We start from the raw sequence: 20,624 nt of genomic DNA on the forward strand, positions 1-20,624 counted from the left end.
TGCCGGCGCGGCCGCGGCCGTCCGCCGACGCGACCGACCTCGCCCGGCGGGTGGGCGCGGTGCTCGGCATCCTGGTGCTCCCGCAGCGCCGCACCGAGCTGCTGCGCCGGACGCTGCTGCCCCGGCTGCTGGACGTGCCCCCGGCCTCCGGGGCGCCCGGGGCGCCCGGCGCACCGCTCGCCGTCCCCGCCGAGCACGCCGACTGGGCCCTCGACCGGGCCGCCCGCATGCGCGACGACCTGATCGGCGCTGGCTACGCTGTCCACGGCGACCCGGACCTGCTGCTGCCCCGGCGCGAGGACCTCGCGGCCACGACGGCCGGGCCGAGCGAGTCCGGGGTGCTCGAGCTCGCGGTCCGGCTGCTGCTCGGGTCCGGCGACCGGCCGGCGCACCCGATGGACAGGCCCACGGAGAGGGAGGAGCACCGATGACGCGGCGCGTGCTGCTGCACGTCGGCACCCCCAAGACCGGCACGTCGTACCTCCAGGACGTGCTGTTCCGCAACCGCCCGACCCTGGCGGGCGCCGGCATCCTCTACCCCGCCGACCGCTTCGACGCCCACTTCCTCGCCGCGCTCGACCTGATGCGGCTGCCCTGGGGCGGCCTGGAGTCCGAGGCGATCGGGGCCTGGGACCGCCTGGCGTCGCAGGTGCGCGCCCATCCCGGCACCTCGATCATCAGCCACGAGATCCTGGCCGCGGCGTCGCGCTCGCAGGTGGGCCAGGCGATGGAGTCGCTCGGTCACGGCGCCGGCACCGAGGTCCACGTCGTGCTGTCCGTGCGCGACCTGGTGCGCCAGGTCCCGGCGGAGTGGCAGGAGAACGTCAAGCACCGCAGCACGATCAGCTATCAGCGGTTCCTGCGCCAGATCCAGGACCCCGCCCGGCGCGGCCGGATCTCGAGCTGGTTCTGGAGCGTGCAGGAGATCCCCGACATCCTCAACCGCTGGGGGCTCGACCTGCCGCCCGAGCAGGTGCACGTGGTGACCGTGCCGCCGCGCGGCGGCGACCGTGAGCTGCTCTGGAAGCGCTTCAGCCACGTGCTCGGTCTCGACGGCCTCGAGCTCGACCTGGAGGCCGAGCGCGTCAACCCGTCGCTGGGGGTGCCCGAGACGGCGCTGATCCGGCGCATCAACCGCGCGGCCAACCGCCAGGTCGCGCCCGTCGACTACCGGCCGCTGGTGCGCGAGCTGCTCGCCCACCAGACCCTGTCGCGGCGCACCCGCTCGCCGCGGCTGGCGCTGCCGCCCGACGTGCACCCGTGGGTGCGCGACCTGGAGGACGCCTGGATCACTGAGATCGGCGAGCGCGGCTACGACGTCGTCGGCGACCTCGAGGACCTGCGCGGCGGGCGGCCCCCGAAGCGGTGGGCGAACCCGGACTCACCGGTGGAGAAGCAGGTCGCGCGCGCGGCCGTCGACGCCGTCAAGGCGCTGCTGCTCGAGAACGCGCGGCTGCAGCAGGAGGTCCGCGACGTGCGCGGCGAGCTCGACGACGCCTACCGCGCCCTCGAGCGGTCCTACCTGCGACCGACGTACCGGGCGCGGGCGAGGGCCGTGCGTCGCCTGCAGGCCTCCGCGATGGGCCGGAACGCGCTCCAGGCCTACCGCGCGGCGCGCGGCAGGAACTCGCGGTCGGCGTAGCGGCCGATCTTCCAGGTGAGGTAGCCGTCGGCGCCCATGCCGACGATCCCGCCCACGACCGGCACCCGGCGGCCGACCGTGACCGCCAGGCGCTTGCCGGCGACCTTGGCGATCAGGTCGGAGCCGACCTCGGAGGAGATCACCAGGTCCAGGGCGCCGTCGTGGACCGGCGCGGTCGCCAGCGCCATCGGCGGCGCCGGGATCTTCTTCTTCTTGACCAGCGAGGTGACCGAGTCCTCGCCGAGGATGGTCACGAGCAGCGCGTTGCGCACGCGCGGGTCGTCGAGGTCGTAGCCGCGCAGGTGCGCGATGCCGGCGATCATCCGGCACTGGATCAGCGCCAGGCCGGTGATGTTGGTCGGGATCGTGAGCGCGGCGGTCACCAGCCCGCCGATGTTGGTGACGAAGCCCTGGGCGCCGGCGTAGCGGACGTGGTTCTCGATGACCTCGTGCACCGCCTTGTCGACGTCGCCGTGCTGCTCGGCGAGCTGCTTGTCCGCGGCGGCGGCCGCCGGCGGGAGCGGCCCGACGCCCGCGATCGCGCGGTGCAGGGCCTCGCGCACGAACGACGCGGTCAGGCCCGGTGCCAGCCCGGCGACCTTGGGCGCGAGCTGCTTGCCGATGCTGCCGGTGAGTCCCATGCTCCGATCCTAGAACGGCTACGGTCGTGGCCGTGCCTCCCGTCGAGCCCCCGCCCACCGCGTGGGTGTTCGGGGACCCCGGACGCTTCGACCCCGAGGACGACCTGGTCGGCATCGGCGCCGACCTGGAGCCGGGCACCCTGCTGGCGGCGTACCGGCGCGGGATGTTCCCGATGCCGGTCGACGAGGGGGACGGGCCGATGTACTGGTTCAGCCCCGTCGAGCGGGGTGTGCTGCCGCTGGACGGGCTCGTGGTCTCGCGGTCGCTGCGCAAGGCGGTCCGTGACTTCGAGATCCGGGTCGACACCGCGCTGCCGGAGGTCATCGACGCGTGCGCCGACCCGAGCCGGCCCGCGGGGTGGATCGACGGCCGGGTCCGCGAGGCCTACCTGCGCCTGCACGAGCTCGGCTGGGTCCACTCCGTCGAGGCGTGGCGCGACGGCGAGCTGCAGGGCGGGCTGTACGGCGTGGCGATCGGGGGGCTCTTCGCCGGGGAGTCGATGTTCCACCGGGCGCGCGACGCCTCGAAGGTGGCGCTGGTGGGCCTGGTCGACCTGCTGCGCGACGAGCACGCCGACCGGCGCCTGATCGACACCCAGTGGGTCACCCCGCACCTCGCGACCCTGGGCGTGCGCGCGATGCCGCGCACCGACTACCTGGCCCGTCTGCCCTCGCTGTTCACCGTCCCGCCACCGACCCGCCTCGCGATGTGACGTGTTCGGAGGACTGAACCCGGTGTGTCCTGGGTAGGTATCGCCTTCATCCCCGAACTGAGGAGAACCAACCCCATGAAGATCGCCCTGCTCGCTGCCAGCCTCGTCCTCATCGGTGGCACCGCCACCGCCTGTGGCGGTGGCGCGCCGACGGACGCTTCGAAGGCCGACTTCTGCGACTCCTTCACCAAGATCAGCGAGAGCACCGCCGGCTCCGACGGCGGCGACCCCACCAAGGACGAGATCAAGAAGGTCAAGGACGCGGTCAAGGACCTCGAGGACACCGGCACCCCCGAGGGCATCCCCGACGACGCGCGTGAGGGCTTCGAGATCTTCACCGAGGCCGTCGCCGACATCGACGACGACGCCGACGCCAAGGACCTCGAGGACCTCGACGACTTCAGCGGCGACGAGGAGAAGAAGTTCGAGGCCTTCGGCGAGTACGTCACCAAGACGTGCGCGCCCGAGGCGCCCGAGGCGCCCGAGGCTCCCGAGACGGAGTGACCCACGCGCCGAGCACCGGACGGGCCGATCGGGCCCGCTCGGTGCTCGGCGTCATTTCGGGGTGCCCGTCCGATGTCGAACGGGCGTCGCTCGGGGTGGGGCCGGGCGTCAGACGACCTGCGGCGGCTGGCCGGTGTCGCTGACCATCGGGCGTCCGGCCGCCTCCCACTCCAGCATCCCGCCGTCGAGGTTGACGACGTCGTAGCCCTGCTCGACGAGGTAGCCGACCGCCTGGGCGGAGCGGCCCCCGACCTTGCAGACCACCAGCGTCTGCTCGCGCGGCAGGTCGGCGAGGCGCTGCGGCAGCTCCATCAGCGGGACGTGCAGGGCGCCCTCGATGTGCCCGTGCGCCCACTCGACGGGCTCGCGGACGTCGAGGACGGCCAGGCCCTCGGGGACGCCGTCTATGGACACGGTCGGGATGGCGGTCATGGACCTATTTGAGCAGTCGGCTCATGCGCCGGTCGGCGAGGGGCTTGCCGCCGGTCTGGCAGGTGGCGCAGTACTGCAGGCTCGAGTCGGCGAAGGACACCTCGCGGACGATGTCGCCGCAGACCGGGCACGGCTTGCCGGTCTGGCCGTGCACGGCGAGGTTCGACTTCTTCTCCCCCTTCAGCTCGCTGGCCGCGAGCCCGCGGGAGCGGTCGACCGCGTCGCCCAGCACGCCGCGGATGGCGGCGTACAGGGTGTGCAGCTCCTCGTCGTCGAGGCTGTTGGCCGGCTTGAACGGCGACATCCGCGCGGCGTGCAGCAGCTCGTCGGAGTAGGCGTTGCCGATGCCGGCGATGGTGCCCTGGTGGCGCAGCACGCCCTTGAGCTGCTTGCGCCCCTCGCGCTGCAGGATCTCGCTCAGCACGTCGATGGTGAACTCGTCCGCGAGCGGGTCGGGGCCGAGCCGGGCGATGCCGGGCACGTCGGCGGGGTCGCGGACGACGTACAGGGCCAGCGACTTCTTGGTGCCGGCCTCGGTGACGTCGAGCCCGGTGTCGTCGTCGAGCACGATGCGCACCGCCAGCGGCGACTTGTTGCTGGGCTTGGGCGGCAGCGCCGGCACCTCGTCGCGCCAGCGGATCCAGCCCGCGCGGGCCAGGTGGAAGACGACGTGCAGCCCGGAGGCGTCGATGTCGAGGAACTTGCCGTGCCGGGTCACCTCGTCGACCAGCGTGCCCTCGAGCGCGCTCAGCGGCGGGTCGTAGGTCTTCAGCGCGCTGAACGCCGCGATGTGCACCTTGGTGATCGCACGCCCCTCCAGCCGCCCCCGCAGGTCGAGGGCCAGCGCTTCCACCTCGGGCAGCTCGGGCACGCAGCGATTCTAGGTTGCTGGGGGCGATTCGCCGGGTGAGATTCGCCGGTCGACCGGCGAAACTGGAGGTTGACCGACGAAACTTCGGCCGGGAAGCGTGAGTTTCGCCGGTCGACCGGCGAAACTCCCGCGCCGGAGCCCGCGCTCAGAGCCCGACCCCGCAAACCGATGACAACCCACGGCCAGCGGGAGCATGATGGGGCATGCCCGCCGCACGCCCGCTGCCCGAGACGGGGTCGATCTTCCTCGACGCCCGCGGTGCGGACCGCGCGCTCCGGGTCTCCTGGCACTCCGAGGCCGACATCGTCGTGCTCTCGCTGTGGCGCGACAACCTGTGCACCGGCTCGTTCCGGCTGGCCGTCGAGGAGGTCCCCGACCTGATCGACCTGCTCCGCACCGGCCTCGCCCAGTCCTACGCCGCCGTCCGCCGTCCGGACGCCTGGGACGACACCGCCATCCGACCCAGCACCGCCACCGGCTGATCCCGGCCGGGGCGCGTCGCCGGGGTGGTCCCTGACGTTCGTGTCGCCCTCAGCCGCTCTCCACAGCACGATCGTCAGGGACTATCGCCCTCGGCGCGCCACTCTAGGGAATCGGCTAGACACCCCGATACCGTCCTGGCATGGATCCGATCCGCAACCCGTACGCGCCCGGCGCCGGTCAGCGTCCGCCCGAGCTGGCGGGGCGCGACGAGCAGCTGCGCGCGTTCGACGTGGTGCTCGAGCGGGTGGCGAAGGGGCGCCCGGAGCGCTCGCTGGTGCTGACCGGGCTGCGGGGGGTCGGCAAGACGGTGCTGCTCAACACGCTGCGATCGCAGGCCGTGCGCAAGGGCTGGGGCACCGGCAAGCTCGAGGCGCGCCCCGACCAGCGCCTGCGCCGCCCGCTGAGCAGCGCGCTGCACCAGGCGGTGCGCGAGCTGGGCCACCCCGAGACCGACCAGAGCGACCACGTGCTCGGCGTGCTGCGGGCCTTCGCCCAGCGCGAGGCCGGACCGCAGGCCAAGCTGCGCGACCAGTGGAGCCCCGGCATCGACGTCCCGGCCGCGCGCGGGCGCGCCGACTCCGGCGACATAGAGATCGACCTGGTCGAGCTGCTCACCGACGTGGGCGGGCTGGCCGCCGACCTCGGCAAGGGCGTCGGCGTGTTCCTCGACGAGATGCAGGACCTCGGCCCCGACGACGTCTCCGCGCTGTGCGCCGCCTGCCACGAGATCAGCCAGACGGGGCTGCCGGTCATCGTCGTGGGCGCCGGGCTGCCGCACCTGCCCGCCGTGCTGTCGGCGAGCAAGTCCTACTCCGAGCGGCTCTTCTCCTACCAGCGCATCGACCGGCTCGAGCGCCCCGAGGCCGACCGCGCGCTGACCGCGCCGGCCGCCGACGAGGAGGCGACGTTCACCGACGACGCGCTCGCCGCGATGTACGACGCCACCGGTGGCTACCCCTACTTCGTCCAGGCCTACGGCAAGACCTTCTGGGACGTCGCACCGCGCTCGCCGATCACCGTCGACGACGTGGCGGTGGCGGCGCCGGAGGCCGAGCGCGAGCTGGCGGTCGGCTTCTTCGGCAGCCGCTTCGAGCGGGCGACGCCGGGGGAGCGCGAGTACCTCCACGCCATGGCCGACGCGGCCGGTGACGAGGTCGACGCGGTGGGCTCGGTGCCGACCGCGGACGTCGCCGCCGTGCTCGGCAAGAAGCCGCAGTCGCTCTCGCCGGCGCGTGACTCGCTCCTCAAGAAGGGCCTCATCTACTCCGGCGAGCGGGGCCGGATCGCCTTCACCGTGCCCCACTTCGGCCGCTTCCTGCGCTCACGCTGACCCGCGACGCGACGCGGCCCACCCCGACGCGCAAGACTGGTCGTATGAGGCCGCAGGTCGTCGCCCATCGCGGAGCGAGCCACGAGAGAGCCGAGCACACGCTGGGCGCCTACCTCGCCGCGCTCGACACCGGCGCCGAGGGCCTGGAGTGCGACGTCCGGCTCACCGCCGACGGCCACCTGGTGTGCGTCCACGACCGCGACCTGCGCCGTACGGCGAGCCGCAAGGGCACGATCTCCACCCTGGACCTCGCGGACCTCTCCGAGCTCGACTTCGCCTCCTGGAAGAACCCGTGGTCCGAGCTGGACGACGAGGCGCCCGACCGCGACGAGGAGCTCGACCGGGTCCTCACCCTGCGCAAGCTGCTGGAGACCGTCGCCGACTACGACCGGCGGATCGAGGTGGCGATCGAGACCAAGCACCCCACCCGCTACGGCGGTCTCGTCGAGAAGCGGCTCGTGGAGATGCTCCGCGACTTCGGCTGGGACCGGCCGGGCTCGCCCGTGCGGGTCATGAGCTTCTCGTTCACCGCCCTGCAGCGCGTCGAGCGCCTGGCGCCCGACATCCAGCTGGTGCAGCTCGTCGAGCACGCCGTCAGCTGGCGGATGCTGCGCCGGGTCATCGGCAAGGACTGGATCGTGGGGCCCGGCATCGACGAGCTGCGCGAGAGCCCGCGCTTCGCCAGGAAGATGGCCGGCAGCGGTCACGACGTCCACGTGTGGACCGTCAACACCGCCGAGGACCTCGAGCTGTGCCTCAAGCTGGGGGTCAAGGCGGTCATCAGCGACCGCCCGGCCTACATGCTGGAGCTGCTCGACCAGTAGGTTGCGGCCATGGCCAAGCGCAACCGCAGCATCAGACGAGAGAACCTCCCCGCCGGCGAGGTCGGCCCCCGCCAGCCCTGCCCGTGCGGCTCCGGCAAGCGCTACAAGGCCTGCCACGGCGCCAAGGGCGGCGCGCCCGACGTGTTCGTCGGCCGCACCTTCGAGGGGCTGCCGTCGGAGTGCGACATCGTCGCCCTCCGCGAGCTGGTCCCGGCGGCCACCGCGCCGCTGACCGTCCCCTCGGCCGGCGACCGCCCGGTCGTGCTGTGCTCGCTGCTGCCGATGGCGGTGCCGGCGATGTCGCGCGACAGCGGCCAGGTCTGGCTGGGACTGCAGGTCCAGCACAACTACGGCGACCCCTCGCGCGACCTGGCGGCGGTGCTGACCCGCGCCCTCGAGGCCGAGCCCGGCATCGTCGGCCTGACCGAGGCGCCCGGCGAGGGCCCGCGGCTCCAGGACCTGGTCACCGGCACGTCGCTCGACGTCACGGTGCACGACGGGTTCGACTTCTGGGTCAGCGACGTCGAGGACACCAGCGGCATGGAGGCCGCGCTCGAGCAGGCCAACCAGCAGGCGACCCCCACGACCCGGCTGAGCTCGGTCGAGGCGGCGTACTGGACCAACGTCGGCAGCAAGGAGCACCTGCGCTGGGTCATGCCCGAGCCCGAGGACCAGCTGCTCGACGCCCTCGCCCGGCTGCACGCCGCCGGGCAGGACTCGATCGCCACCGACTCCCGCCTCGTCGGCATGTTCCGTGCCCACGGCCTGCTCGCGCCGGTCTGGGACCTGCCGGTCGGCACCGGCGCGGAGGTGCTCGAGGACAGCGCGGCGGCGTTCGCGAAGGACCTCGCCGAGGCGCTCGCGGACACCTCCGACCTCACCACCGAGCAGCGGGCCGCGAGGTCCGGTCTGGCCAATCGTCAGGTGACCATCCGCTGACTCCCCGCGAGTTGGCCCGAGCCCCCCGGAGCGATTAGATTTGGGTGCTGGCTCGGTCGCTGCCGAATCCCCCGTTGGCAGCGGCCGAGCCGCTTCGCGTCCCGCCCGTCGAGGCGGTCCGGCTCAGCCCAGCCGGGACGCGGCCACCGCGTCGAGCGCCTTCTTGAACGACGGCATGTCGTCGCAGAGCTGGCGCACCGTCTCGTCGGTGAAGTGGATCACCTCGAGCGGCGTGAGCGCCACGATCGAGGCGTTGCGCAGCTTGTGGCCGATGATCGCCTGCTCGCCCATGATGTCGCCGGGGCCGAGCTGGGCGATCTCGGTGCCGTCCTTGCGGACCGAGACCGTGCCGTCGACGAGGATGTAGGCCTTGTCGGCCGGCGTCCGCTCCCAGATCGGCGACCAGCCCTGAGGCAGTCGCACGTGGCGGCCCTGCGCGCTGATGCGCGCCACCTCCTGCGGGGTGAACGTGTCGAAGAACGAAGCCATGCCGTGCCCTTTCGCCGTGGGGCCCTCCCCGCAGGGGATCCTCCCCGAGCGGCCCAGGCCTGTCCAGCGACCGTCCGCCCCCGCGCGCGGGGGCGGACGGCTACACCAGCGGGTCGCGGGCGATCGGGCAGCTCATGCAGCGCGGGCCGCCGCGGCCCGAGCCGAGCTCGGAGCCGGCGATCCGGACGACCTCGATCCCGGCGTCCTCCAGGCGGTCGTTGGTCTCGTCGTTGCGCTCGTAGGCGACGGCGACCTTCGGGGCCAGCGCGAGGGTGTTGTTGCCGTCGTCCCACTGCTCGCGCTCGGCGGTGACGGGGTCGAGGCCGGTGTCGATCTGGTGCAGCTGGTCGATGCCCATCGCCTTGGCGGCCGCGACCAGGAACGGCTCGGCCTCGGCCACCTGGAGCCGCAGCGTGCCGTCGTCGTCCTGCCCGTCGCGGGTGACGGCGTACGCCGTGAGCGTGTGCGCGACGTTGGGGTACATCACGACCTTGTCGACGTCGACCATCGTGCAGACCGTGTCGAGGTGCATGGTCGCGCGCTCCTGCGCGATCGGGACGGCGAGCACGGTGTCGGCCAGCGCGGCCTCGAAGACCTGCCGGGCCAGTCGCTCGACGCCGGCCGGGGTGGTGCGCTCCCCGACGCCCACCGCGATGACGCGCGGCGCCAGCAGGAGCACGTCGCCGCCCTCGACGTGCTCGAAGTGGTGGCCCAGGATGCGGGGCGAGTCGGCGAAGCGCGGGTGCAGGCTGTAGATGATCTCGGTCAGCTGCGACTCGCGCTTGCGCGCCGGCATGGCCAGCGAGGTGATCGCGATCCGGTCGTGCACCCACACCGAGGAGTCGCGGGTGAAGAGCAGGTTGGGCAGCGGGTCGACGAGGAAGTCGTCGTGGGCGAGCAGCGAGGTGACGAGGCCGAAGCCACCGCGCACCTCGTCGTTGCGGATGCCGGCGGTGAGGTAGCCGGTGAGGTCCTCGGCGCTCGCGTCGTGCAGCATCCCCTTGAGGTAGCCGCGCATCGTGTCGCCCAGGTCGAGGTCGGCCAGGGCGGTGGCGATCGCGCTGTCGCGGGCCGCCTGGGTCTCGAGCGTCTCGGTGAGCAGCTCGGTGAGGTAGAGGACCTCGACGTCGCGCGAGCGGAGCGCCTCGGCGAACGCGTCGTGCTCCTCCTGGGCGCGGGCGACCCAGGGGATCCCGTCGAAGAGGAGCTTGTCGTTGTTGCGGGGCGTCAGGCGCTTGAGCTCGTTGCCGGGCCGGTGCAGCATCACCGTGCGCAGGCGGCCGACCTCGCTGTCCGCTCCATGGGTCGCAGTCATGGGCTCAGACTAGGGCCCGCGGCGCCGGGACGCTCAGCGCACCAGCTCGTAGATGGTGAGCGTGGCCAGCACCAGGCAGACCACGGCGCCGAGGTAGTGGAGCACGTGGATCGAGATGAAGCGCAGGAGGCTGCGCCCGACGATGACCGCGAGCGCACTCACGGTCAGCAGGGCACCGAGGGCGCCGACGAAGACGCTGAGCGGCGCCTCGTACTTCGCGACCAGCGACAGCGTCAGCAGCTGCGAGAGGTCGCCCCACTCGGCCGCGAAGAGCACGAGGAACGACGCCAGCACCGCCCGGAAGCCCTGCACGGGCTTGGCCTTCTCGGCGAACTCCTCGCCGTCGTCGGCCTCCTGGTGGCTGCGGCCCTCGCGGAAGAGCACGACGGCCCCGATGAGGAACAGCACGATCGCGGCGGTCTTGACGACGTCCGGCGGCAGCAGGGACGCCGCGTGGCCCAGCAGCACCGCGACCAGGGTCTGCACGGTGAAGGCGAGCCCCACCCCGATCCAGACCAGGATCGGCCGGTACTTCGTGGCCAGGACGAGGGTCGCCAGGAACGTCTTGTCCGGCAGCTCGACGAGGAAGATCGCCCCGAAGGTGAGCGCGACGGCGGCGAGGTCCATGGGGCCCATTCTCCGGGTGTCGGCGGCGCCGACCTACTCAGGGTGGGCTGACCCGGCCCAGGCGCGTGAGGTACGCCGCGATGCCCGCCGCGCCCTGCATCCAGCCGACGCCGGGCGGCAGGAGCGGGTCCTTCTCCGCGGGCGCCACGAAGCGCCACCGCGCCCCCTCGTCGTCGCGCACGGCCCGCTCGACCAGCGCGTCCCCGAGCCGGCGGGCGAAGGCGAGGTCGCGCTCGTCGCCGTCGTCCTCCCACGCGTCGAGGACGACCTCGCCCACCCCGGCGGTGCCGCAGCAGCGGCCGTCGTTGTCCCAGAAGCCGGGGCGCACCCGGTCGGGCACGCCGGAGGAGACGACGCTCGCGAGCAGGCGGCGTCGCCAGGCCGACGGGGGCGCGCCGCCCACCGAGGCCACGCCGGCGGCGTCCAGGGCGGCGAAGAGCTGGGAGGTGCCGGCGGCGCCGTGGCACCAGCCGAAGGACCACGGCTCCTCGCCGGGGAGGGGGTCGGGCGCGTAGCGGGGCAGGACGACGCCGTCGCCGCTCGGAACGGCCAGCGTCACGAGGTGCTCGGCGCCGGCCGCGCCCGCCTCGACCAGATCCACCCGCTCGAGGGCCACGCCCGCGCGGGCGAGCACCGCGGCGACGCCCGCGGTCCCGTGCGACCAGTTGGGCATCTCGGTGGCCGGCGTCGTGCGGAAGCGCTCCGGCACGTGGCGCCACCGCAGGCCGCCCTGCGCCGGCTCCGCCTCGGCCAGGAGCACCTCGACGGCGTGCTCGGCCACCTCGCGCGCGCCGGACACGTCGTGCTCCAGGCCCGTCACCGCTGCCAGGAGGACGCCTGCCGTGCCGAGGGTCACGTCGTTGATGCGGGCGCCGGGGAGGAACTTGGGCGGCGCCGTGACCTCCTGGGCCCAACCGTCCGGTGTCGCCAGGTCGCGGAGCCGGGCGAAGGCGGCGTCGGCCCCGTGGGTGCCGAGAGCCAGCAGCGCGCAGGCGTCGCCGGGCAGCCCGTCGAACCACGTGGCGTCCTGCGAGCCGGGGATCATGCCTCGCAGCCGGTCGGCCACGCCGGTCGCCAGTCGCTCCTCCTCGCCGGTCCACGGCCGCGTCCGCGCGACCTCGGCGAGCGCCAGGGCGAGCCCGCCGATCCCGCTGTGCAGCCCGTCGCGGTCGTCGGGAGGGCCGGCGTCGTCCGGCCACGGGTCGGACGTCGGCACCCACGGGCCGTCGTCCCAGCGGACCCGGCCCAGGACCCAGCGCCAGGCCTCGGCGCCGACCTCGGCGTACGTCGCGTCGCCCACCGTCAGGCGAGCGCGAGGGCCCCGCGGCGCTTGCCCTCGGCCAGCGACGTCCGCGTCTGGCGCCACAGCTTCGACAGCTGGCGGGGCAGGTTGCGCCGGTCGGTCTCGGCCAGCCAGTCGTTGGGCAGCGAGAGCCGCAGCACGCGGTGCCAGGCGCTGGCGACCTGCTGCGGCAGCGGGCGGGCGTTGTAGCTCAGGCCGTAGCGCTCGAAGAGCTCACGCACGCGCGGCGCGATCTCGGCGTACCGGTTGCTGGGCAGGTCGGGGAAGAGGTGGTGCTCGATCTGGTGCGACAGGTTGCCCGACAGCAGGTGCATGATCGGCGGGCCGGAGATGTTGGCCGAGCCGAGCATCTGGCGCAGGTACCACTCGCCCTTGGTCTCGCGGGTGTCGAGCTCGCGCATCTCGAACGTCTCCACGCCCTCGGGGAAGTGGCCGCACATGATGATCGAGTGGCTCCACAGGTTGCGCACGAGGTTGGCCGTCGCGTTGGCCGTCAGCGTCGCCAGCCAGCCCGGGCCGGCCAGCAGCGGGTGCACGACGTAGTCCTTGGTGATGCCCTTGGACGCCTTGGCGGCGGCGGCGCGGATGCGCTCGCGCAGCTCGGGGGTGATTCCCTTGCCCTGGCGCAGGTGCTCGCCGAACTCGATGTCGTACATCGCGATGCCGTACTCGAAGATGCACGCGTTGACGAAGTTCCACAGCGGCTGCGCGAGGTGGCGCGGCTTCCACTCCTGGTCCTCGTCGACGCGCATGATGCCGTAGCCGAGGTCGTTGTCCTGGCCGAGGATGTTCGTGTAGGTGTGGTGCGTCTCGTTGTGCGCGCGCTTCCACTGGGCGGGTGGGGACGCGTGGTCCCAGTCCCAGGTCGTGGAGTGGATCTTGGGGTCGCGCATCCAGTCCCACTGCCCGTGCAGGACGTTGTGGCCGATCTCCATGTTGTCGAGGATCTTGGCCAGGCTGAGCGCGGCGGTGCCGGCGACCCACGCCGGGGGGAAGCGCCCGGCCAGCAGGATCACGCGGCTGGCGAGCTCGAGGCGCCGCTGGACGGCGATCACCCGCCGGATGTAGGCCGCGTCGCGCTCACCGCGCGTGTCGATCACGTGCTGGCGGATCCGGTCGAGCTCCTCGCCGATCTGCTCCACGTCGTACGGCGTGAGGTGGCGGACCTGGCTGTGGGCCTGTCGTTCGAGCGCAGTCATGGGGAGACCTCTCGCGATGGGGGCGCGATGTGCGGTACCCAGTGTCCCCGAAGTCGATCCGACGACGCGCGGCGACCCCGGTGTCGGCGGCAGGTTCTGGGCCTTTCCCGGCGGTTCTGGGGTGAAGTTCCGGCCCAGAAGCGCCGGGTTCTCAGCATCTGCTGAAAAACCTGCCCCTCACGACCGGAACGGGTCCGCGGGGTAGACGCCCAGGACCTTGACCTCGGTGGTGAAGAAGGCGAGCTCCTCGAGGGCGCGGGCGAGGCCGGGGTCGTCGGGGTGGCCGTCGACCTCGGCGAGGAACTGGGTGGCGGAGAAGTGGCCGCCGACCATGTAGCTCTCGAGCTTGGTCATGTTGACGCCGTTGGTGGCGAAGCCGCCGAGCGCCTTGTACAGCGCGGCGGGCAGGTTGCGCACGTTGAAGATGAAGCTGGTGACGACCGGGCCGTCGCCCGCGGGCGCCTGCACGAGGTCGCGGGAGAGCACCACGAAGCGGGTGGTGTTGTGGTCCTCGTCCTCGACGTCCTCGGCGAGGATCTCCAGGCCGTAGATCTCGGCGGCCAGCGGCGGGGAGATGGCGGCCTGCGTCGGGTCGGCGGCCTCGGCGACCTCGCGGGCGGCGCCGGCGGTGTCGCCGGAGATCAGCGGCACCAGGCCGTGCTCGCGGATGATCTTGCGGCACTGGCCGAGCGCGTGGACGTGGCTGTGCACGGTGCGGACCTGGTCGAGGGTCGCGCCGGGCACCCCCATCAGGTGGAAGCGGATACGCAAGAAGTGCTCGGCCACGATGTGCAGCCCCGAGCCGGGCAGGAAGTGGTGGATGTCGGCGACGCGGCCGGCGATCGAGTTGTCGATCGGGATCATCGCCAGGTCGGCCTCCCGGGCCTCCACGGCGGCGAAGACGTCCTCGAACGACGCGCAGGGGAGCGTGTCCCAGTCGGGGTAGTGCTGGCGGCTCACCTGGTGGGAGTTGGCGCCGGGCTCGCCCTGGTAGGCGATGCGTCGAGGGGAAGTCACGCCCAGAGTTTAGGGTCGGCGACGTGGTCCTCCTCGTCGTGCTCAGCCTGGTGGTCGCCGTCGCCTCCCTGACGGTCTCGGCGGTGGTGCTGCGGCGCCTGCGCCGCGCGAGCGACGAGATGGGGGCCGACGCGCTGCCCGAGGACGTGCACGGCCTGCGCCAGGAGGTGGCCGCGCTGCGCGCCGAGGCCCGTGGCTCGCTGCGGCACGTCGCGGTGGTGCGCTACGACGCCTTCGGCGACATGGGCGGGCGGCTCTCGTGGTCGCTGGCGCTGCTCGACGACGCCGGCGACGGCGTCGTCCTCACCTCGATCCACGGCCGCTCCGACGCCCGCGGCTACGCCAAGAACATCGCCGGGTGGACCTGCGACCAGCAGCTCTCGCCCGAGGAGGACGAGGCGATCGCCCACGCCCGCCCCTGAGCTGCGGGACGACCCGACTCCCACCTCCCGACGCGCCGGAGACAACCCGGTGCGGCCCCGGACGTCTCATCAGCATGACCATCGACGTGACGGCGAGAGGCGGGCCCATGGCCAGGACGCGATCGGGGGCGCCCCCGACCTTCGGTGAGGCCGAGCTCTCGGAGCTCTACGCCGCCCACCGGCTCTCGCTGGTCCGGCTGGCGATCCTGCTGGTCGACGACCTGGCCTCGGCCGAGGACGTGGTGCAGGACGCGTTCGCCGCGATGGCCGGTCGCCGGGGCCGTCTCGACAACAAGGCGGCCGCCTTGGCCTACCTGCGCACGTCGGTCGTCAACGGCAGCCGCTCGGCGCTGCGCCGCCGGCGTACGGCGCGCGGCTACGTCGCCCCGCACGACGCGCCACCCGACGGCCCCGAGGGCACGGTGGTGCTCGCCGAGGAGCACCGCGAGGTCTACCAGGCGCTCGACCACCTGGCGCCGCGCCAGCGCGAGGTGCTGGTCCTGCGCTACTGGTCGAACCTCTCCGAGATCGAGATCGCCGAGGCCCTGGGCATCTCCCGGGGCTCTGTGAAGTCCACCGCCAGCCGCGCGCTCGACGCGCTCGAGCGCATCCTCACCCAGGAGGGCCCCCGATGAGCACGATCGAAGACCGACTCACCCGCGCCCTCGAGGCCCGCGCCGACCTGGTCCGGGCCGAGGACCTGCGCCCCCTGGAGGTCCCGGGCGCGACCGTGCACCGGCTGCGCCGCCCCGCGACGTACGCCGTGGCGGCCGCCGCCTGCGCGGCCGCGATCGCCGCGCCGTTCGTCCTCGGAGGCGACGGCGGCTCCTCCCCGCAGCCCCCCGTGAGCTCGGAGAGCCCCCGGCCGAGCCTCCCGCCGCAGCAGGACGTCGGCGGCGGCTGGCCGATCCCGTTCGCCAGCGACCCGGTCGACGTCGACGGGGACGGCGTCGGGGACGAGGTACGGATCCGCCACGAGCCCGGCGAGCCCCTGGTCGGGGCCCGGGCGCGGGTCGAGGTCGACCTCTCGGCCACCGGCGCGACGGTCTTCGGACTGGTCGAGACCTTCGGTGGCTTCGTCAACGTCGCGGACGTCGTGGACCTCGACGGCGACGGCGACCGCGAGCTCACGATCTACCGCGGCGACAGCGACCCTGCCGACGGCACCGAGCCGTTCGCCGTCCTGATGCTGGTCGAGGGCCGGCTCGTCGAGGCGACGCAACCGGAGAGCCCGCCCCTGGTCACCGGCACCGTGCCGGCGGACGGCGGCCGCGCTCGTGACTCGAGGGTGTTCGTCCGCGACGGTGCGCTGTTCTCCTACCTCACGGTCGACGCCGTCGCCGGAGGCGAGCCGCTCGCTCTCCCGCTGACCTACCCGGTCGAGGTCACGCGCTGGTCGCTGGAGGACGGCGCGCTGGTCGCCGGCGAGCCCACCCGCGAGTGCGTCGACCACGCCTCCACCGACCCGATGACCTACGACGGCCTGCCGGTCGCGTGCCTGGACGGTGACGGCACCGCCGTGCCGCAGCTGTTCCCGGCGGCCGAGGCCACCGTCGGGGTCGGCGACTCCGAGGAGTACGAGCTCGACGGCGAGAGCGTCACCGTCACCCTGGAGCGCAGCCGCGTGGTGCTGACCGGCGCCGGACCCGAGCGGTCCGTCCCTCTCCCGGAGGGTGGCGCGCCGGTGCTGTTCCTCGACCGGCTCCTGCTGCCGAACGACGAGCTGGCGCTGCTGGTGCGCCAGGAGTCGGGCGAGCTCGACAGGCTGACGGTGGTGACGACGTGGAACGGCGGCCTCTACGCCGCCGAGGTCCCCGACGGGGTGCTGTTCGGCAACGGCGCGACGGACGCCGGGACCTACGACACCTGGATCGGCCCGGACCGCACGCTCCACACGCGGCTCCTGGCCGACCCCGACACCCAGCAGTACGACGTGACCTCGTGGACCCTCGGTGGCACGGTCGCCGAGGACGTGGCTCCGCCGCTGCAGCCGCTGAGCCAGGGGTGCGTCCGGATCGACGAGACCGTCAGCCCGCCCACCACCGAGCGCTGCTGACCCCGCCGGCTCAGGGCTCGAGCGTGTAGCCCAGCCCGCTGGTCGTGACCAGGTGGCGCGGGTGGGCCGGGTCGTCCTCGAGCTTGCGGCGCAGCTGGGCGGCGTAGACGCGCAGGTAGTGGCCCTCGTGCTCGTAGCCCGGCCCCCACACCTCGCGCAGCACCTGCTCGCGCGGCACCAGCCGGCCGAGGTTGCGGGCCAGCAGCTCCAGGAAGGCCCACTCCGTCGGCGTCAGGCGTACGTCGGTCCCGTCGCGGGCGACCCGCTTGCGGGCCAGGTCGATGAGGAGGCTGCCGACCTGCACGGTGGAGACCGTCGGGGCGACCTCCTCGGCCCGGCGCACGGCCGCCCGCAGGCGGGCCATCAGCTCGTTCATGGCGAACGGCTTGGTGACGTAGTCGTCGGCGCCGAGGTCCAGCGCCTCGACCTTGTCCTCGCCGTGCTGGCGCGCCGAGAGCACCACGATCGGGACGCTGGTCCAGCCGCGCAGGCCGGAGATGACCTCGGTGCCGTCGAGGTCGGGCAGGCCGAGGTCGAGCAGCACCACGTCGGGGTGGGTGGTGGCGGCCGCGTCCAGCCCGCTGCGGCCGTCGGCGGCCGTGACCACCTCCCAGCCGTGGGAGCGCAGGTTGATCGCCAGGGCCCGGGCGAGCGCGGGCTCGTCCTCGACCACCAGCACCTTGTGGCTCACGCGTCCGCCTCCTCGGGTGCCCGCGGCACCGACAGCACCATCGTCAGGCCACCGCCGGGGGTGTCCTCCGCGGACAGCGTGCCACCCACCGCCTCGGCGAGCCCGCGCGCGACCGCGAGCCCGAGCCCCAGGCCGCCGGGCGAGGAGTCGCCGAGTCGCTGGAAGGGCTCGAACATCCGGTCGCGCTGGTCGGGCGGCACGCCCGGGCCGCGGTCGACGACCATCACCTCCACGGAGCCGGGCAGCACGTGCGCCAGCACCCGCACCGGCGCGCCCTCGGAGACGCGCACGGCGTTGCCGACCAGGTTGGCCACCACCCGCTCGAGCAGGCCGGGGTCGGTGAGGACGAGCGGCACGGACTCGGCGACGTCCAGCGACACGGCGCCGGGCGGATGGCCGGTGACGGCGATCGGCAGCACCTCCTCCAGCGAGAGGGGCCGCAGGACCGGGTGCAGCAGGCCGGTCTGGAGGCGGGACAGGTCGAGCAGGTTGTCGATGAGCCGCTCGAGCTGGTCGGTGGACCCGTCGACCGCGTCGAGCAGGGTCTGCCGGTCGGCGGCGTCCAGTCCGCCCGAGACCAGCCCGTCGACGGCCGTGCGCATCGTGGCCAGCGGGGTGCGCAGGTCGTGGGACACCGCCCGCAGCAGGGCGGTGCGGGTCGACTCGGCGCTCTCCAGGGTGGCGGCGTGCTCCTCGCGCTCGCGCAGCCGTCGGTACTCCAGGACCAGGCTGGTCTGGAGGGCGAACGCCTCCAGCACCCGCTGGTCCGACGCGCGCAGCGGCTCGCCGCGCAGGCACAGGACGTGGTCGTCGTCGACGCGCACCTGGGTGTCGCCCTGGTCGGGGGCGCAGGCGTGGTCGGGGCCGCTGGAGGTCAGCACCGACCACCCCGACGCCGAGCGGTCGAGCAGCGAGACCGACTGCTGGCCGAAGGTCTCGCGGACCCGGGCCACGATCGCGTCCGCGGTGTCCTGGCCCGTCAGCACCGAGCGCGACAGGGCGCTCATCGTGGCGGCCTCGGCACGTGCCCGGGCGGCCTCGGTGCCCCGTCGCGAGGCGCGGTCGACCACGGTCGCGACCCCGGCCGCCACGGCGACGTAGACCAGCAGCGCCACGACGTCGCTGCCCTGGGCGATGGTGAGCCGCCCCAGCGGCGGCGCGAAGTAGTAGTTGAGCGTCATGAAGCTGACCACCGCGGCCAGCAGCGCGGGCAGCAGACCGCCCACGAGCGCCACCACGACCGTGCAGGCCAGCAGCAGGAGCTCGGCGACCGCGAGCTGGTCGGTCTCGCCGGAGCGGTCGAGCGCGAGCGCCATCACGACCGGCAGCGCCACCGCGAGCACCCAGCCCACCAGCTGGCGGGCCCGCGAGAGCGGCGAGAGGAACGAGCGGGTGCGCGCGGCCCGCGCGACCTGGTCGTGGGTGACGAGGTGGACGTCGATGGCGCCGGCGAGCGAGGCGATCCGGTCGCCGGTGGTCCCGGCGACGAGGCGGCGCAGCCGGCCGTGGCGGCTGACGCCGACCACGACCATCGTGGCGTTGGCGCCGGAGGCGAAGTCGACCACCGCGGCCGGGACGTCCTCGCCGACGACCGAGTGGAAGGTCCCGCCGAGCGCCGCCACCAGCTCCTGGGCCCGTCCGAGGCGCCGGTCGTCGGGGGAGCGGAGGCCGTCGCTCGCGACCACGTGGACGGCGAGCAGGTCCGCGCCGGCCGCCCGCTGCGCCAGGCGGGCGCCGCGGCGCAGCAGCGTCTCGCTCTCCGCGCCGCCGGTGACGGCCACGACGATGCGCTCCTTGGCCGGCCAGGTCTCCTGGATGCGGTGGGCCCGGCGGTAGTCGCCGAGGGCGTCGTCGACCCGGTCGGCCAGCCACAGCAGCGCGAGCTCGCGCAGCGCGGTGAGGTTGCCGACCCGGAAGTAGGAGGTGAGGGAGGCGTCGACGTTGTCGGCGGCGTAGATGTTGCCGTGGGCCATCCGCCGCCGCAACGCGTCGGGGTCCATGTCGACGAGCTGGATCGAGTCGGCGGTGCGCACGACCTCGTCGGGCACCGTCTCCTGCTGCCGGACGCCGGTGATGCGCGCGACCTCGTCGTTGAGCGACTCCAGGTGCTGGATGTTGACGGTCGTGATGACCGAGATGCCGGCGGCCCGGATCTGCTCGATGTCCTGCACGCGCTTGGCGTGCCGGCTGCCCGGGACGTTGGTGTGCGCGAGCTCGTCGACCAGGACCACCACCGGGGCGCGCGCGACGACCGCCTCGGTGTCCATCTCGGTGAACGTCGAGCCGCGGTAGGTCACCTCGCGGCGGGGCACGACCTCGAGGTCGCCGACCATCCCCTCGGTGTGGGTGCGGCCGTGCGTCTCGACGTACCCGACCACGACGTCCGTGCCGCGGTCGCGCCGGCGCCGGGCCTCGCCGAGCATCGCGTAGGTCTTGCCCACCCCCGGCGCGGCGCCGAGGTAGACGGTCAGCCGACCCCGGCGCGGCTCGTCGACCATGTCCCCACTATCCCAGTGCGGCGAGCACGGCGGCGTCGAGCGTCAGCACGTTGACGTGCGGCTCGCCGAGGACGCCGAGCGTGCGCCCGTCGGTGTGCTCCTCGACCAGCGCGCGCACCTCGTCCTCCTCCAGCCCCGTCAGCCGGGCCACGCGCGGCACCTGGAGGGCGGCGTACGCCCTCGAGATGTGCGGGTCCAGCCCGGACGCCGACGCGGTGACCGCGTCCGCAGGCACGTCCGCGGGGTCGACGCCCTCGCGCTCGGCTACCTCGGCCTTTCGCTCCTCGATGGCGGCGACCAGCTCGGGGCTGGTCGGGCCGAGGTTGGAGCCGTAGGTGCCGAGCATGTCGTAGCCGTCGCCCGCGGCCGAGGGACGGGGCTGGAAGAGCCGCTCGTCGTCGACGACCTGGCCGATCAGGGCGGACCCCACGGCCTCGTCGCGGTCGGTGGTGTGGGCGCCGTCGGCGGTGACCAGCGAGCCGTCGGCCTGCCACGGCATCGTGGCCTGGGCGATCCCGGTGATCGCCAGGGGGTAGGCGATGCCGAGGACCAGGGTCATCAGCACCAGCACGCGGAGCCCGGCGAGGCTGGTGCGGAAGAGCGTGTGCAGGTCTTTCATGGCGATGTC

23 protein-coding genes are annotated in these 20,624 nt (G+C 73.5%); 11 read left to right on the forward strand and 12 right to left on the reverse strand.

The window, feature by feature from the left end; translation table 11 throughout:
• Together IRQ30_RS12620 and IRQ30_RS12625 are read left to right on the forward strand one after the other, a co-directional pair.
• The coding region (locus IRQ30_RS12620; protein ID WP_227467519.1) for a hypothetical protein at positions 1–431 on the forward strand (431 nt) is incomplete at its 5' end.
• Positions 428–1,642 carry a hypothetical protein gene (locus IRQ30_RS12625; protein WP_193613195.1) on the forward strand — a complete coding sequence of 405 codons (1,215 nt, stop codon included), beginning with the start codon at positions 428–430 and terminating at the stop codon, positions 1,640–1,642. The genes IRQ30_RS12620 and IRQ30_RS12625, both read left to right, overlap by 4 nt.
• Here IRQ30_RS12625 and IRQ30_RS12630 read toward each other — a convergent pair.
• Positions 1,603–2,283, reverse strand: a complete 681-nt coding sequence (locus tag IRQ30_RS12630) for an EcsC family protein (protein WP_193609758.1) — start codon at positions 2,281–2,283, stop codon at positions 1,603–1,605. The genes IRQ30_RS12625 and IRQ30_RS12630 overlap by 40 nt on opposite strands.
• A gap of 32 nt (positions 2,284–2,315) precedes the next feature.
• On the opposite strand from IRQ30_RS12630, the gene aat reads away from it, so the two are divergent.
• Together aat and IRQ30_RS12640 are read left to right on the forward strand one after the other, a co-directional pair.
• Positions 2,316–2,996, forward strand: coding sequence for a leucyl/phenylalanyl-tRNA--protein transferase (gene aat, locus IRQ30_RS12635; protein WP_193613196.1), 681 nt, complete (start codon positions 2,316–2,318; stop codon positions 2,994–2,996).
• A 75-nt stretch (positions 2,997–3,071) separates the two neighbouring features.
• Complete coding sequence (locus IRQ30_RS12640; protein ID WP_193613197.1) at positions 3,072–3,500, forward strand: hypothetical protein; 429 nt, start codon at positions 3,072–3,074, stop codon at positions 3,498–3,500.
• Positions 3,501–3,608: 108 nt separating this feature from the next.
• Here the strand turns inward: IRQ30_RS12640 and IRQ30_RS12645 are convergent, their stop codons facing one another.
• On the reverse strand, positions 3,609–3,932 hold the full coding sequence (locus tag IRQ30_RS12645) for a rhodanese-like domain-containing protein (protein ID WP_193613198.1): 324 nt from the start codon (positions 3,930–3,932) through the stop codon (positions 3,609–3,611).
• A 4-nt stretch (positions 3,933–3,936) separates the two neighbouring features.
• Positions 3,937–4,803: an Fpg/Nei family DNA glycosylase gene (locus IRQ30_RS12650; protein ID WP_193613199.1), complete on the reverse strand. Its 867-nt coding sequence runs from the start codon at positions 4,801–4,803 to the stop codon at positions 3,937–3,939.
• A 203-nt stretch (positions 4,804–5,006) separates the two neighbouring features.
• Here IRQ30_RS12650 and IRQ30_RS12655 point away from each other — a divergent pair, with 203 nt between their 5' ends.
• The 4 genes from IRQ30_RS12655 (at position 5,007) to IRQ30_RS12670 (ending at position 8,379) form a co-directional block, all read left to right on the forward strand.
• Complete coding sequence (locus tag IRQ30_RS12655; protein ID WP_193613200.1) at positions 5,007–5,285, forward strand: hypothetical protein; 279 nt, start codon at positions 5,007–5,009, stop codon at positions 5,283–5,285.
• Between the two features lie 140 nt (positions 5,286–5,425).
• Positions 5,426–6,616 (forward strand): ATP-binding protein, encoded by a 1,191-nt coding sequence (locus IRQ30_RS12660; RefSeq protein ID WP_193613201.1) that lies wholly within the window; start codon positions 5,426–5,428, stop codon positions 6,614–6,616.
• 44 nt (positions 6,617–6,660) lie between these two features.
• A complete protein-coding gene (locus IRQ30_RS12665) occupies positions 6,661–7,440 on the forward strand; it encodes a glycerophosphodiester phosphodiesterase family protein (RefSeq protein ID WP_193613202.1) in 780 nt (259 codons plus the stop codon).
• A 9-nt stretch (positions 7,441–7,449) separates the two neighbouring features.
• Entirely contained in the window at positions 7,450–8,379 is a 930-nt protein-coding gene (locus IRQ30_RS12670) for a DUF5926 family protein (RefSeq protein WP_193609766.1), read from the forward strand.
• A 123-nt stretch (positions 8,380–8,502) separates the two neighbouring features.
• On the opposite strand, the gene IRQ30_RS12675 is transcribed toward IRQ30_RS12670, so the two are convergent.
• From IRQ30_RS12675 to IRQ30_RS12700, 6 genes are all read right to left on the reverse strand, one after another.
• Positions 8,503–8,868 (reverse strand): Crp/Fnr family transcriptional regulator, encoded by a 366-nt coding sequence (locus IRQ30_RS12675; protein ID WP_193613203.1) that lies wholly within the window; start codon positions 8,866–8,868, stop codon positions 8,503–8,505.
• Positions 8,869–8,968: 100 nt separating this feature from the next.
• Entirely contained in the window at positions 8,969–10,183 is a 1,215-nt protein-coding gene (locus tag IRQ30_RS12680; protein WP_193609768.1) for an arginine deiminase, read from the reverse strand.
• A 33-nt stretch (positions 10,184–10,216) separates the two neighbouring features.
• Positions 10,217–10,810, reverse strand: a complete 594-nt coding sequence (locus tag IRQ30_RS12685; protein WP_193609769.1) for a TMEM165/GDT1 family protein — start codon at positions 10,808–10,810, stop codon at positions 10,217–10,219.
• 37 nt (positions 10,811–10,847) lie between these two features.
• Positions 10,848–12,110 carry a lanthionine synthetase LanC family protein gene (locus tag IRQ30_RS12690; protein ID WP_193613204.1) on the reverse strand — a complete coding sequence of 421 codons (1,263 nt, stop codon included), beginning with the start codon at positions 12,108–12,110 and terminating at the stop codon, positions 10,848–10,850.
• 2 nt (positions 12,111–12,112) lie between these two features.
• The gene (locus tag IRQ30_RS12695; RefSeq protein WP_193613205.1) at positions 12,113–13,312 is read right to left on the reverse strand and encodes a fatty acid desaturase family protein; all 1,200 of its coding nucleotides are present in this window, start codon (positions 13,310–13,312) and stop codon (positions 12,113–12,115) included.
• A gap of 177 nt (positions 13,313–13,489) precedes the next feature.
• Positions 13,490–14,329 (reverse strand): prephenate dehydratase, encoded by an 840-nt coding sequence (locus tag IRQ30_RS12700; protein ID WP_193609772.1) that lies wholly within the window; start codon positions 14,327–14,329, stop codon positions 13,490–13,492.
• A 23-nt stretch (positions 14,330–14,352) separates the two neighbouring features.
• Between IRQ30_RS12700 and IRQ30_RS12705 the strand changes: the two genes are divergently transcribed.
• From IRQ30_RS12705 to IRQ30_RS12715, 3 genes are all read left to right on the forward strand, one after another.
• Complete coding sequence (locus tag IRQ30_RS12705; RefSeq protein WP_338087950.1) at positions 14,353–14,751, forward strand: DUF4446 family protein; 399 nt, start codon at positions 14,353–14,355, stop codon at positions 14,749–14,751.
• A 107-nt stretch (positions 14,752–14,858) separates the two neighbouring features.
• On the forward strand, positions 14,859–15,386 hold the full coding sequence (locus tag IRQ30_RS12710) for a SigE family RNA polymerase sigma factor (RefSeq protein ID WP_227464540.1): 528 nt from the start codon (positions 14,859–14,861) through the stop codon (positions 15,384–15,386).
• The gene (locus IRQ30_RS12715) at positions 15,383–16,807 is read left to right on the forward strand and encodes a hypothetical protein (RefSeq protein ID WP_193613206.1); all 1,425 of its coding nucleotides are present in this window, start codon (positions 15,383–15,385) and stop codon (positions 16,805–16,807) included. The genes IRQ30_RS12710 and IRQ30_RS12715 overlap by 4 nt, the downstream gene beginning before the upstream one ends.
• Positions 16,808–16,817: 10 nt before the next feature.
• Here IRQ30_RS12715 and IRQ30_RS12720 read toward each other — a convergent pair whose 3' ends face one another.
• Genes IRQ30_RS12720 through kdpC form a run of 3 tightly spaced genes read right to left on the reverse strand, consistent with a single transcriptional unit; the run spans position 16,818 to position 20,615 of the window.
• The gene (locus IRQ30_RS12720) at positions 16,818–17,498 is read right to left on the reverse strand and encodes a response regulator (RefSeq protein ID WP_193613207.1); all 681 of its coding nucleotides are present in this window, start codon (positions 17,496–17,498) and stop codon (positions 16,818–16,820) included.
• On the reverse strand, positions 17,495–19,996 hold the full coding sequence (locus IRQ30_RS12725; RefSeq protein WP_193613208.1) for an ATP-binding protein: 2,502 nt from the start codon (positions 19,994–19,996) through the stop codon (positions 17,495–17,497). Before IRQ30_RS12725 ends, IRQ30_RS12720 begins: the two co-directional genes overlap by 4 nt.
• A gap of 7 nt (positions 19,997–20,003) precedes the next feature.
• On the reverse strand, positions 20,004–20,615 hold the full coding sequence (gene kdpC / locus IRQ30_RS12730) for a potassium-transporting ATPase subunit KdpC (protein WP_193613209.1): 612 nt from the start codon (positions 20,613–20,615) through the stop codon (positions 20,004–20,006).
• Positions 20,616–20,624: the final 9 nt, after the last annotated feature.

It is taken from the genome of Nocardioides lijunqiniae (assembly GCF_015024225.1).
GTDB classification, from domain to species: Bacteria; Actinomycetota; Actinomycetes; order Propionibacteriales; family Nocardioidaceae; genus Nocardioides; species Nocardioides lijunqiniae.

Excerpts from the sequence above, each read along its gene's own strand:
- IRQ30_RS12625 (WP_193613195.1), top strand. The coding sequence starts at position 428 with ATGACGCGGCGCGTGCTGCTGCACGTCGGCACCCCCAAGACCGGCACG.
- IRQ30_RS12630 (WP_193609758.1), bottom strand. The coding sequence starts at position 2,283 with ATGGGACTCACCGGCAGCATCGGCAAGCAGCTCGCGCCCAAGGTCGCC.
- IRQ30_RS12640 (WP_193613197.1), top strand. The coding sequence starts at position 3,072 with ATGAAGATCGCCCTGCTCGCTGCCAGCCTCGTCCTCATCGGTGGCACC.
- IRQ30_RS12645 (WP_193613198.1), bottom strand. The coding sequence starts at position 3,932 with ATGACCGCCATCCCGACCGTGTCCATAGACGGCGTCCCCGAGGGCCTG.
- IRQ30_RS12655 (WP_193613200.1), top strand. The coding sequence starts at position 5,007 with ATGCCCGCCGCACGCCCGCTGCCCGAGACGGGGTCGATCTTCCTCGAC.
- IRQ30_RS12660 (WP_193613201.1), top strand. The coding sequence starts at position 5,426 with ATGGATCCGATCCGCAACCCGTACGCGCCCGGCGCCGGTCAGCGTCCG.
- IRQ30_RS12665 (WP_193613202.1), top strand. The coding sequence starts at position 6,661 with ATGAGGCCGCAGGTCGTCGCCCATCGCGGAGCGAGCCACGAGAGAGCC.
- IRQ30_RS12670 (WP_193609766.1), top strand. The coding sequence starts at position 7,450 with ATGGCCAAGCGCAACCGCAGCATCAGACGAGAGAACCTCCCCGCCGGC.
- IRQ30_RS12675 (WP_193613203.1), bottom strand. The coding sequence starts at position 8,868 with ATGGCTTCGTTCTTCGACACGTTCACCCCGCAGGAGGTGGCGCGCATC.
- IRQ30_RS12680 (WP_193609768.1), bottom strand. The coding sequence starts at position 10,183 with ATGACTGCGACCCATGGAGCGGACAGCGAGGTCGGCCGCCTGCGCACG.
- IRQ30_RS12685 (WP_193609769.1), bottom strand. The coding sequence starts at position 10,810 with ATGGACCTCGCCGCCGTCGCGCTCACCTTCGGGGCGATCTTCCTCGTC.
- IRQ30_RS12695 (WP_193613205.1), bottom strand. The coding sequence starts at position 13,312 with ATGACTGCGCTCGAACGACAGGCCCACAGCCAGGTCCGCCACCTCACG.
- IRQ30_RS12710 (WP_227464540.1), top strand. The coding sequence starts at position 14,859 with ATGGCCAGGACGCGATCGGGGGCGCCCCCGACCTTCGGTGAGGCCGAG.
- IRQ30_RS12715 (WP_193613206.1), top strand. The coding sequence starts at position 15,383 with ATGAGCACGATCGAAGACCGACTCACCCGCGCCCTCGAGGCCCGCGCC.
- IRQ30_RS12725 (WP_193613208.1), bottom strand. The coding sequence starts at position 19,996 with ATGGTCGACGAGCCGCGCCGGGGTCGGCTGACCGTCTACCTCGGCGCC.
- kdpC (WP_193613209.1), bottom strand. The coding sequence starts at position 20,615 with ATGAAAGACCTGCACACGCTCTTCCGCACCAGCCTCGCCGGGCTCCGC.